Source organism: Methylobacterium planeticum (assembly GCF_008806345.1).
Taxonomy (GTDB): Bacteria; Pseudomonadota; Alphaproteobacteria; order Rhizobiales; family Beijerinckiaceae; genus Methylobacterium; species Methylobacterium planeticum.
In genome coordinates this window covers 1-10,125 of sequence record NZ_VZZJ01000057.1, presented here as the reverse complement: position 1 = coordinate 10,125, position 10,125 = coordinate 1, and the positions used below count along the sequence as shown (strand labels likewise).

At 62.1% G+C, this 10,125-nt stretch carries 17 protein-coding genes; 14 read left to right on the top strand and 3 right to left on the bottom strand.

All coding sequences use genetic code 11. From position 1 onward, the window contains the following. Window positions 1-14: 14 nt before the first annotated feature. Window positions 15-896: a DUF6538 domain-containing protein gene (locus F6X51_RS27165; RefSeq protein ID WP_150967137.1), complete on the bottom strand. Its 882-nt coding sequence runs from the start codon at window positions 894-896 to the stop codon at window positions 15-17. A gap of 229 nt (window positions 897-1,125) precedes the next feature. Here F6X51_RS27165 and F6X51_RS27160 point away from each other — a divergent pair, with 229 nt between their 5' ends. The 9 genes from F6X51_RS27160 to F6X51_RS27120 all read left to right on the top strand — a co-directional run bounded on the left by F6X51_RS27160 (window position 1,126) and on the right by F6X51_RS27120 (window position 5,800). Further along, on the top strand, window positions 1,126-1,446 hold the full coding sequence (locus F6X51_RS27160; RefSeq protein WP_150967135.1) for a hypothetical protein: 321 nt from the start codon (window positions 1,126-1,128) through the stop codon (window positions 1,444-1,446). Continuing rightward, window positions 1,443-1,814 (top strand): hypothetical protein, encoded by a 372-nt coding sequence (locus tag F6X51_RS27155; RefSeq protein ID WP_246697027.1) that lies wholly within the window; start codon window positions 1,443-1,445, stop codon window positions 1,812-1,814. The genes F6X51_RS27160 and F6X51_RS27155 overlap by 4 nt, the downstream gene beginning before the upstream one ends. A 92-nt stretch (window positions 1,815-1,906) precedes the next feature. Continuing rightward, on the top strand, window positions 1,907-2,326 hold the full coding sequence (locus F6X51_RS27150; RefSeq protein WP_150967133.1) for a DUF5681 domain-containing protein: 420 nt from the start codon (window positions 1,907-1,909) through the stop codon (window positions 2,324-2,326). Beyond that, the gene (locus F6X51_RS27145) at window positions 2,323-2,538 is read left to right on the top strand and encodes a hypothetical protein (protein ID WP_150967131.1); all 216 of its coding nucleotides are present in this window, start codon (window positions 2,323-2,325) and stop codon (window positions 2,536-2,538) included. The genes F6X51_RS27150 and F6X51_RS27145 overlap by 4 nt, the downstream gene beginning before the upstream one ends. Then, window positions 2,535-2,831 carry a hypothetical protein gene (locus tag F6X51_RS27140; RefSeq protein WP_150967128.1) on the top strand — a complete coding sequence of 99 codons (297 nt, stop codon included), beginning with the start codon at window positions 2,535-2,537 and terminating at the stop codon, window positions 2,829-2,831. The genes F6X51_RS27145 and F6X51_RS27140 overlap by 4 nt, the downstream gene beginning before the upstream one ends. 25 nt (window positions 2,832-2,856) lie before the next feature. Continuing rightward, window positions 2,857-3,192, top strand: coding sequence for a hypothetical protein (locus F6X51_RS27135; protein WP_150967126.1), 336 nt, complete (start codon window positions 2,857-2,859; stop codon window positions 3,190-3,192). 687 nt (window positions 3,193-3,879) lie between these two features. Continuing rightward, window positions 3,880-4,125, top strand: a complete 246-nt coding sequence (locus tag F6X51_RS27130; RefSeq protein ID WP_150967124.1) for a hypothetical protein — start codon at window positions 3,880-3,882, stop codon at window positions 4,123-4,125. A gap of 546 nt (window positions 4,126-4,671) precedes the next feature. After that, complete coding sequence (locus F6X51_RS27125) at window positions 4,672-5,388, top strand: Crp/Fnr family transcriptional regulator (protein ID WP_150967122.1); 717 nt, start codon at window positions 4,672-4,674, stop codon at window positions 5,386-5,388. A 73-nt stretch (window positions 5,389-5,461) separates the two neighbouring features. Next, window positions 5,462-5,800, top strand: coding sequence for a hypothetical protein (locus F6X51_RS27120; RefSeq protein ID WP_150967120.1), 339 nt, complete (start codon window positions 5,462-5,464; stop codon window positions 5,798-5,800). A gap of 61 nt (window positions 5,801-5,861) precedes the next feature. On the opposite strand, the gene F6X51_RS27115 is transcribed toward F6X51_RS27120, so the two are convergent. Then, a complete protein-coding gene (locus tag F6X51_RS27115) occupies window positions 5,862-6,470 on the bottom strand; it encodes a PAS domain-containing protein (RefSeq protein WP_150967118.1) in 609 nt (202 codons plus the stop codon). Between the two features lie 161 nt (window positions 6,471-6,631). Here F6X51_RS27115 and F6X51_RS27110 point away from each other — a divergent pair, with 161 nt between their 5' ends. Continuing rightward, a complete protein-coding gene (locus F6X51_RS27110; protein WP_150967116.1) occupies window positions 6,632-6,949 on the top strand; it encodes a hypothetical protein in 318 nt (105 codons plus the stop codon). 36 nt (window positions 6,950-6,985) lie between these two features. On the opposite strand, the gene F6X51_RS27105 is transcribed toward F6X51_RS27110, so the two are convergent. Beyond that, the gene (locus tag F6X51_RS27105; RefSeq protein ID WP_150967114.1) at window positions 6,986-7,414 is read right to left on the bottom strand and encodes a hypothetical protein; all 429 of its coding nucleotides are present in this window, start codon (window positions 7,412-7,414) and stop codon (window positions 6,986-6,988) included. Window positions 7,415-7,654: 240 nt separating this feature from the next. On the opposite strand from F6X51_RS27105, the gene F6X51_RS27100 reads away from it, so the two are divergent. From F6X51_RS27100 to F6X51_RS28410, 4 genes are all read left to right on the top strand, one after another. Further along, the gene (locus F6X51_RS27100; protein WP_246697026.1) at window positions 7,655-8,386 is read left to right on the top strand and encodes a Crp/Fnr family transcriptional regulator; all 732 of its coding nucleotides are present in this window, start codon (window positions 7,655-7,657) and stop codon (window positions 8,384-8,386) included. 145 nt (window positions 8,387-8,531) lie between these two features. Continuing rightward, the gene (locus F6X51_RS27095) at window positions 8,532-8,783 is read left to right on the top strand and encodes a DUF6894 family protein (RefSeq protein ID WP_150967110.1); all 252 of its coding nucleotides are present in this window, start codon (window positions 8,532-8,534) and stop codon (window positions 8,781-8,783) included. Between the two features lie 214 nt (window positions 8,784-8,997). Further along, window positions 8,998-9,714: a Crp/Fnr family transcriptional regulator gene (locus tag F6X51_RS27090; RefSeq protein WP_322098537.1), complete on the top strand. Its 717-nt coding sequence runs from the start codon at window positions 8,998-9,000 to the stop codon at window positions 9,712-9,714. Window positions 9,715-9,846: 132 nt separating this feature from the next. Further along, window positions 9,847-10,125 (top strand): DUF6894 family protein (locus F6X51_RS28410; RefSeq protein ID WP_322098536.1); only part of this gene is annotated, 279 nt, incomplete at its 3' end.

Below are 10,125 nucleotides of genomic sequence, written 5' to 3'. Positions count from 1 at the left end.
CGCCAACCAAGCTGTCACAGCCCGAGAACTTGCATAGGTGGTGGACCACAAATCGGGTCAACTCCATCGCCGGTGACACGCGTGGCGTCGTCATGGCTGAGGAAAGCAATGAGATTTTTGATTGTGTGACTGTAGCTTTCATGGGTGCTCGTCTTACGACCCGCGACCTGCGCTTCTTTCCACCACCCTTCGAAAAGCCCCGTGAGGGCGAGGTTCGTCGGCGTCGCGACTGACAGCGTAACCGCGGTGCTTGGTGCTGGACTCGGCAGTATAGTTGGCGCGTCAGAACCCACGTTCTCGTTGTGACTCAGTTGGACGGGGTAGTCGCCATGGGCGGCACGTTCGAGAGTGAGGCTCGCGCGCTGGATCGCGTTAGCCACCGCTCGAGCAAGCCTGATCCGACCTGCCTCATCAACTCGCCGCCCGAGATGCGCTAAGGACTCGTCTGCCAGCCTAATGCACCATTCTTCCTGTGAACGAGCGGGCGAGACCAGCGAGGCCGCAAGATCGCGGAATCGCTGCTCTATGGGACGATCCATGTCCCAAGGTGCCGTCTTTGCCCAGAGTTCGCTGTACAAATCTGTGCGCCAACCCGTCGGCTCACTCGGATTCTCGCTATACCTCGCGAGCCAATCCTCGTTGACGCTGGCGGCAAGGGTATGCGCCTCTCGCTCCGACAGCGTGCTCGGCCCTGCGCGCAAATTTGCCCAACGCACTTCAAGATCTGCGAGTGCCTTGGCGTGACGCTGCTTAGCTACGTTCGGATCTTTGGTGCCACGGCTGACCTTGTAGACCTCTCGACCAACGAGGGCTTGGAGATCCTTCGGTACACGTTTGCGCAGGTACCAAATTCCGGAGTCGGGATCGAGCCAGGGACGAGACATCGCAAGGACCATGTGTACCACCCGTGTGTACCTGACGGGTAGCCCTAAGTCCCTGATTTTGCTGTTGGCTTTTGCGGATCAACCCTTTAGGCGGTTGATGGTGCCCAGGAAAGGGGCACGCAGGATGAGCAAGATCAATGACTTGCTCCCGAGTTGGACACTCGATTGTTCCACACGATCATTATGCTTTTCGGGAGAGTGTCCAACCGCCCTCCGCTCCCTTAGCTCCGCAAGGCGCCGCATGAACGCGCCCCGCCCGCCCGAGCAAGATACCGAGGCGGTCGAAGCCGCCATGCTGAAGCTCGCCCGCGCAGCGGCGGCAACAGAAGTCCGAACCTTCACTAGGCCGCCCCCGGCGCCGAACCCTGCCCCAGCAACCGAACTCGGATGGCTGATCTCTTACCCGACCGAGATGGCGCTCATGTACGGCGAGTTCGCCCTCATGGGCCACCACGCCCGCCTCGTCGGCCCGGAGGAAGCGGGCAAGGCTCGGTTGCGCATCAACAAGCAGATCTACGACGAGTTCGACCGCCCCACCATCGAGGCAGGAGCGAAGCAGTGACCGACCTCACCGACATGACGCCCCGCGAGCGCGCCGCCTTCCGGGCCGGCATCGAGACCATGCGTCAGATTGCTTTACTCTCTGCGGTCAACCTCGAAGTCCGAGACGACGCCCGAGAGCTTCGCCAGCAGGCTGCTGTGGCCGCACTTCAGGGGCTCGCTGAGGGTGCCAAGGAGTTAATGCTCGGCACTCAGTCAGAAGCCAGCCCTGTGCAGCGTGCCTTCGCCCTGATCGCGGACGAGCCGGGAGAGTCGGGCGAGATCCCCTGCCCTACCTGCGCCAGCCGGCTGCATTGGGCGAGGGACGCGAGCAACGGGCACGTTCACGGCCAATGCGAGACAGACGGCTGTCTGCGCTGGATGCAATAGATCGTCCCGCTGTAATCCCGCTGTATTTTCAGCGATAAAGCTACGTCTGAACGTTGATAGTCCGCTAGGGCGATACCAAAGTAGATTGAGCCATGAGTACCAGGGGCAAAGCATTCGAGAAGGGCCAGAGCGGCAACCCGGCTGGGAAGCCGAGGGGGGCTCGCAACCGCATGACCATTGCGCTTGAAGCGCTGCTGGACGGGGAGGCCGAGACCATCACCCGCAAGGCCATCGATCTCGCGATAGATGGTGACCCGCAGGCCCTGCGGATGTGCCTGGACCGATTGATGCCGGTTCGGAGAGACCGCCCTGTCCTATTCGAACTGCCGCCCATCGAGACGACGGCCGATCTGCCGAAGGCCACAGGCGCCCTGTTGGAGGCTGTCGCCTCGGGCGAACTGACTCCCTCGGAAGCCGCGGACATCAGCAAATCCATCGACGCCCACGTGAAGGCCATCGAGGCGACCGACCTTCACGAACGCCTATCGCGGTTGGAGGCCGCAGCATCATGATCAGCACGACTCTGGAACACCGCCTGCGCCGATTGGAGACGAAGGACCAGGCGGATCTGCCGATGGGCGCCACGCTCATCTTCGCCCCCGACAAGGAGGATGCGGAACGCCAGCTCGCAGCCCGCCTCGCGAACGGAACGCACATGCCCCATTGGCCCACCATCCTCGTTACGGGCCAGACGGTCGGCACGACGGAGGGGCGCCTGTCATGAACCGCGTGATTGAGAGCCGCCTCGCGAAGCTCGAACAGGGCCGACAGGAGCGCCAAGAGACCCACGAGGAGCGTCTAGAGCGGCTGGAGAAGCGGCCGCCCATGACCGCTGCCGAGAGCGCCGAGCTGGATGCCAGGATCGAACGCGAGGCCATTGCGGAGTTCGGCAGCCTCGCCGCCGCGGCGGTCGCCGCCCGCGAGAAGGCGAACCAGACAGGCAGCCTTTTGGACAAGGTGATAGCGCTCGACTTGGAAGGTCGAGCCGAGGAGGAGGCCGCCCATGCGCTCGCATGAAGCCCGCCTGAGGAAACTAGAAGCGATGAGGCCGACGATGGCGCCGGACAAGCCTGCCCTCTGGGTGTTCGGTTACGACATGGAAGACATCGATCGCCGACAAGCAGCGGAGGTTGAGGCTGGTCGGGCACGTCCGAGCCAGGGCTTCCCGGTCATCTGGCGAGGTGATGACCCCGTGCCTCCCCCACGCTGGGCGAAGGGGTCTGACCTGACGCCGGAGGAGAACGAGGACTGGGTCGCGACCATGGTGCTGATGGTAGGCGGTGAGCCACACGAGAGAGGCGATAAGGGATGGCCCTTGGACCTCCACATCATCATCGACGGTCTAAAGGCAGAGATCGAGCGGCGGGCCGCGGCGTAGCGGCAAATCAACGGCCTCGCACGATTGAGGGGGTGCCCGAGAAGGGCCGGTGACTGGCGCTGGGATGAAGAGGCGCATGTCATGCTGCCCTGTGCGTCTACGCAACGGCAAGCGCGAATTCGACATGCATTTCCAGTTGTACGTTGACGCGCAGCGCAACCTTGAGGTTGGTTAACCCAGGTTACCCCGTCAGTGGTTCGCGCCATGCTCAGACACGCGTTAAGCCCCTCCACATTGCAGCAAGAACTCGTGCTGCTCGCTCTGAACAGGGTGCTCGCTCAAGCCTTTCCTCCAGCGGACAACGAGCCGATGCCAGAGCGGATCACGCGGGCGTTGGAGCAGCTCGTCAACGCACTTGAGAAGTTGTCACAACAAGGGTTAGAAATTATGCCGACCGCTGAGAGCTAGATTGCTCTCTGATTGTCCAGATTTTCAATCTATGTGAATAAATGGCCGTAATCTCGGCGCGCCTGCTTGGTGAAACTATTTTCGCGGAACTGCACTAAGCTATGCGTGGTTGGTCCTACGTACCCCGTGATGGCCTTACGGGATTGCCGCGCTCATTGCGCATTTCCTCCTTAGACTTGGGCCGTCCTTTGGGACGGCCCGTCTTTTCGGAGACGGTAGCTAAAGCAACGTCACAGGTCTCGCCTCTCGGCTTGGTTTGACCACCTGCTGGAGATCTCCATGACACGCCACGACAAGCTGAAGCACGACCCGGCCTTCCGCGAGGCTGCTCACGCGCTGAGAGGCACAGCGAGCGTGATGACCGGCGTTCAGATGACGTATGGCGAGGCAGAGATGCTGGCCCTCATGACGCTCGTCACGTTCACCAACGCTGGGGGCCTCAGCGAGCCGACAGTTGGCCATTTAACACGCTTGGCTCCTGAGGCAGGGGAGGAGCGGTCCAGCGGCTCTGCCACTCTGCAGTGAGCCGCCCGCCCCACTCAAAGCTGATCAGCGACTGGAATGCAGACTGATCCTCAGGGCGGTCTGAGCCATCGAGATGAAGTCGCGGGCCGAAGGGTGTGCGTTGCGGGAATGAGGCACATAGCGACGGGGCTGAATGGCCGCAGATCGCTTCTGCTGGGCATCCTCGTTAGCAGCCTCGACGCCGAGGAGGCGACGTAGGTTCTGCGAGCAAACGGCCTTCGTCAGTCCCACCAGCATCCCCGACTCCGCAAATCGTTTTGGAAAACCCACCCTCCCACGACACGAGGCGGCCTCCTTCATCATTTTTTAGCTGCTCCGGTTGCGCCAATCGGCAGTGTGGTTGCCATGGCTCGCCAACCCATTCTCGTCGCGCTGATTTTCGGGGTGCTCGTCGCGCTCCTTTTTTACGGGGGCGGCGAAATGATCGAACGATGGGGCTCCAAGTAGGAGCCGCAGATCACCCCCGCGGTTCCCACTGGTTGTGCACCGCAACCGCCAAGCTTAGGTTATGTCTCGGGCATCGGCGTCGGAAACGGAGGGCAAGCGATGAGCGAGCCATTCATCCGGAAGCTGGAACACGCCGGCATTCTTTCTGAGGTCGAGCGTTGCGCGTTGCGGATCCTTACCACCAACCGACGTGCCGTCCTGGCGCGCCATGACATCGTGACGAGCCCCGGCACCGAACGTGTGCATCTGGTGACCAGTGGCATCGCGGGTCGCTACAAGGTGCTGCGGGACGGTACCCGCCGGATCATCTCCTTCGTGCTACCGGGAGACCTCTGCTGGGTTCATGCGGCCGCAATCTCAGCCGGGCGTGACCTCAAGATCGGAGCCTTAACCCCCTGCTTGGTGGCCGACATCTCGCGGCCACAGCTCACCGATCTGATCCAGACCTACCCCGGCATCAGCCGCGCCATGTGGTGGGTGACGCTGACGGAGCTAAGCCGAACCCGGGAGTGGGTCGTGAACGACAGTCGCCCAGCGCCTGAGCGCTTCGCCCACCTCATTTGCGAACTCCTGGTCAGCCTGCAGGTCGTAGGCATGGCCGGGGAGGACAGCTTCGAGTTTCGGCTCTCACAGGCCGACGTGGCAGACGCGATCGGGGTTTCGCACGTCCACATCAATCGAGTGGTGCAAGCTCTCCGAACGCAGGAGTTGATCGTATGGTGCGATCAGACCTTGAGGATCCCCAATGTCCGGCGGCTTAAGGCATTCGGTGAGTTCGATCCCGGCTATCTCTGCTTGGACGGCCTCGCGATCTAACACACCCTCGGTGTGAAACTTGCCTGGGCGCTCGGCCGTTGTAGGGCAACAAGCTTGACAGTCGAAGGCTGGAATGCCGGACATCACCCTGCAGCACGTTCGGATCGATACGCGCAGCCCCGACAGTGAGGGCCTGCTCGCTTTTGTGGACGGCAAACTTGTGGCTGTGCTGATGCGGCTGAGCGACGAGTTGCACGGGGCGGCGGGTTTTTCCGGGCAGTGGTGTGTCGAGATGGGGTTTGGATCCTGCACCGTTGGTTTCGTCCCGGTGCTCTTGGACGATGTCGAAGCGGTAAGGCGCTGGGTCGCTGAGCGGAACAACGACGGTCCCCACGCTGCAGCCGAAGCGCGATCTCCAGACAGGCCATTTATGCTTAAATGTTGGGCTCTCGCCGCGCTCCTCTTCACCTGATTAGCGAGGTGCTTTGGTTGGTCCTTGGCGAACGAGGACGCCTGGCCCTCAGGTCGAGTGCTCAGTTCATCCGCTTGCGCTGCCTGCTGCCTTCCAGCGTGGCGAGTTTGCGGCCGACTTCAAGCAGCAGCATCTCCGACAGCAGATTAAGGTGCGGATCCTCGATCTCCTTCACCGCCTCGTGGGCCGCGACGCAGTGCTCCGCTGCACGCTCTAGAGGGTGGCCTGACGCTGCCTTTCCGCTCCGGACATAAGCATGTTCGCTTACTCGGCTCGCGGTGATATCGATGACGATGCCTCGCCCCCGGCACGATTGGCCTGCCGCATCGACCTCGTAGTGCCCACGCGCCAGAACCCAGCGGGTCACGCCGTCCGCTGAGCAGACGCGGTACTCGGCCACGTAAGAGCTGCCGGTTCGGGCGCACTCTCTGATTAACGTCGTGATGCGGTCGCGGTCATCTGGATGAATGCCAGCCACGAATTCAGCCAACGGCGCGCCGGCCTCGGCGAGATCGGGATCGACATTGAACAAAAGCGCGACCAAGGCATCTGAATTGAGGCGGTCGGTGGAAATGTCCCAGTCCCATTCGCCGATGACGTCGGAGGCGTCCAAAGCGGCCTGGAAACCGGTCGGGCACGTCTGTGAAAATCTGCCTTTGAGTCTGGGCACGAGCGCTCCCCGTCCGCTCCAACAACGCTTTGCCCTATGTTAGAGCCGAGCCAAACTGCAACCTCAAGTGTAAACGAGTTGTGCATACAACCCTGGTATGTTCGTCGACCTGATACTAAGCTGCACCGCAGGGGCTGGCATACTGAATGTGGGGGCGCGCGATGGGCTCGAAGGCACCGCCCGCGATGTTTCTTGAGGAAGCAGCGGACGATGGGCTTTCTCGGCTGGAAAGCCTGAGCGCGGCGACATCGGAGACGTCGTCGGCGCGTTCCGCTCACCTGATGCGCCTGATTGCCGACACGATAGGCTCGCCGCTCGCAAGTTTCAGCTTGCGTGAGACACCAAATGCCGAGTCAGTCGTGGGCAGCGCAGCTGCGAACGAGTGCGGCGAGCTGATGCGCGCCTACCTGCGCATTCGTAATCCGGAAAAGCGGCGCCGGCTTCTGGAACTTGTCTGCCTTGCCGGAGAAGGAGAGTAGCCGAGAGGCGTCAACCGCTCATCGCTCGCCTCTGCATCACTTCACGTAAGGGCCGCGAAAGAGGTCGCCAAGAGCCTTCCTACGAAACAGCGTGGCCCATCGCCGTCGCTTATGCTCGGGCCGGTCGTGCAGCATGTGGCAGCGCTGGCAGAGGGCTGCGAGGTTGGCGTCCGCGTTGTTCGTGGTGTCGTGATCGCGGTGGGCGGTGGCCAGCACCACCTTGGTCAGGCGCATGGCCGCTAGCTCCTCGATGACCGGGGGCTCGCGGAGAGACCGCCCACCTGCATCGCGCCAGGTGCCGACCGAAGCGTCCCACCACCGGCCATCATCGAGACAGTAGATCGACTGCCCATGCGGACGCCCGCAGCCTTCACAGCAGCCCCCTGCCCTCCGGAACCGGATCACGGCTGAGAGCTGAGGCCAGTCGATGGGGTAGAAGAAGCGGTGCTCGCGCCGGATCGGCATAGTCGTAAATGGCCACGCTTTTCATCACACGGGCAAGCCCTATTGGAACGCTGCACCCCCAAGATCCCTGGATGGTCGCGGCGCTTGTGCAGAGCCTTAGAGGCTACGGTTCAGCTAACATAAGTGATCCACGTCAATTGTGGCTTGGCTACAATTGGATTGTGCATGCCAAGAGGTGGAAGCTGCAGCGCTCCCTTTTGGTGCGATCCGAGAGGGGCTGCCGTGTCTAACCCATTGATCATGAAGCTCGAATACGGAGCGCGTCTGACCGACGCTGATCGCGACATCCTGCAGGATCTCTCCAGCCGGACCCGACGCATCCCGCCACACCAGGACATCACTTCTGAGAGTGAGCGGCCGGAGAATGTGCACTTGGTGATGGAAGGCTTCGCATGCCGCTACAAGCTTCTCCCCAACGGCAAGCGCCAGATCATGGCCTATCTGGTGCCGGGCGACTTCTGCGACCTGCACGTGGCGATCCTGGGCGAGATGGACCACAGCATCGGCACGCCCTGGGGCTGCACCGCGGTGGAGATCCCGCGCGCCACCATCGATGACCTGACGGCTCACCACCCCCGCATCACCCGCGCCCTTTGGTGGGCAACGCTGGCCGACGAGGGCACGTTGCGGGAATGGCTCGTCAACATGGGCCAGCGCGAGGCCGACAAGCAGATGGCCCACTTCTTTTGCGAGATGCTGGTGCGCCTGCAAATCGTCGGCTGCGCGAACGCGGACAGTTTCAACTTCCCGATCTCGCAGACGGATCTCGCCGACACGCTGGGTATCTCCGGCGTGCACGTGAACCGGGTGTTGCAGGAGCTGAGGGCCAAGGGCCTGATCGCCTGGAAGAGCAAGAGACTCCACATTCCCGACGTGGGGCGGCTGAAGGCCTTTGCAGAGTTCGATCCGAAGTACCTCCACCTGACGATGCGCGAAAACGGCAACAGTCGTGCAGAACCCAGGCTTTCGTGAGGTAAAATGCTTCTCCACTCAAGCTAGTCTATGTTGTTGTGTTGCCTCACGATTACAGGCATGCACGATCATCGTTGACAGACACTCTGAAGCGTCAGCGGCTGAGGGATGCATGTGCTCTCGCTTTTCTCCAGCGGAGCCGCAGATGCCACGATTTTACATCGACACCGACGACGGGGTTTTCCCAGTTCGCGATGACGTGGGTCACGAGTTTGCGAGCGTCGAGGCTGCGCGCAACATGGCACAAAGGGCCTTGCCCGACATGGCACGGCAGAAGCTGCCCGATGGAGAGCGCCGCACCTTCACGGCCTCGATCCGGGATGAGAACGGCACCGTCCTCTACGTCGCCACCCTGTCGCTCGTCGGTGAGTGGATGGTGCCTCGTTCGACCGCTTAGGTCGCCGAGGTTCCGCTTTCTGCAGGCGATCGTGCAAAAAGATGCAGAGCGCAATGGCTTAGCTCACCTATGTAGGTGGCTGGTCTTCACTTGTGTTCTAGGTTGGTTCCATCACCAGCGGATCTGACACAGGGGCTGGTGACTGGGAGAGCCGTGCGCTTCCGCCTGCAGCGCGCGGCGAAGCCTCATGCCTTCTGCTCCTGACACCCACTCCTTGAACACGCTCGTTCACAAGCTGCAGAGCATCGCCACCCTCTCAGACGAAGAGCGTCAGGCGATCCTCAGTCTGCCGGCCAGAACGCGCATCCTTGCTCCCCGGCAGGACATCGTGCACGACGGCGACAAGCCCTCGCAATGCTGTCTCATCCTCGATGGCTGGACCTGCCGCTACAAGATGCTCAGCGAGGGCCGCCGGCAGATCTTCTCCTTCCACATTCCCGGCGACATCCCCGACCTGCAGAGCCTGCATCTGCACACCATGGATCACAGCCTCGGGACGATCACCCAAGCCACGGTGGCCTACATCCCGCACGAGAGCATGCGGGAGTTGTCGACGCGCTTTCCCAGGATCGGAGAGGTGCTCTGGCGGGACACGCTGGTCGATGCGGCGATCTTCCGCGAGTGGATGATCGGCATGGGCCGCAAGTCAGCCTTCGGGCGGATCGCGCATCTGTTCTGCGAGATGTACCTCAAGCTCGAAGCGGTCGACCTTGCCGGCGACCACCGCTGTCCGTGGCCGATCACGCAAGTCGACCTCGGCGATGCGCTGGGGCTTTCGAATGTGCACACCAACCGTGTGTTGCAGGAGATGCGCGGAAAGGGCCTGATTAGCCTGCGCGGCAGCACGCTTGTGATCCAGGCCTGGGATGAGCTTATGCGTGCCTCGGAGTTTGATCCGACCTACCTGCATCTGGAGAAGCGGGCTGCCTAAGCCGCTCCAACGGCTAGCGTCTTGTGGCCGGTTACTCCGCCTTGAGTGCGTCAGGGATCAAGACGCCGCTTCAGGAGGTTGAGCCTTGAACGCCATTCACGGCGTATGGCTCTGTCTCGGGTGGAGTTGTTGGTGCCGCGCTACTTTTTCGACATCACATCTGCCGGCTCGCCGCAGGACCGGGACGACGAGGGCACGGAGTGCGCCGACCTCGCTGCGGTTCGCGGAGCGGCGATGAGGGTCCTGCCGGACGTCGCCAGGGACGATATCCCGAAGGATGGCGACCGGCAAACATTCACTGTGGTCGCGCGGGACGAGGATGGGCACGCGGTCTACACGGCGATCCTGCGCTCTACGGTTGAGCGAGACACCTCGTTAGCGGACGCTGTCCGCAGCAGAGGTGGACGATGG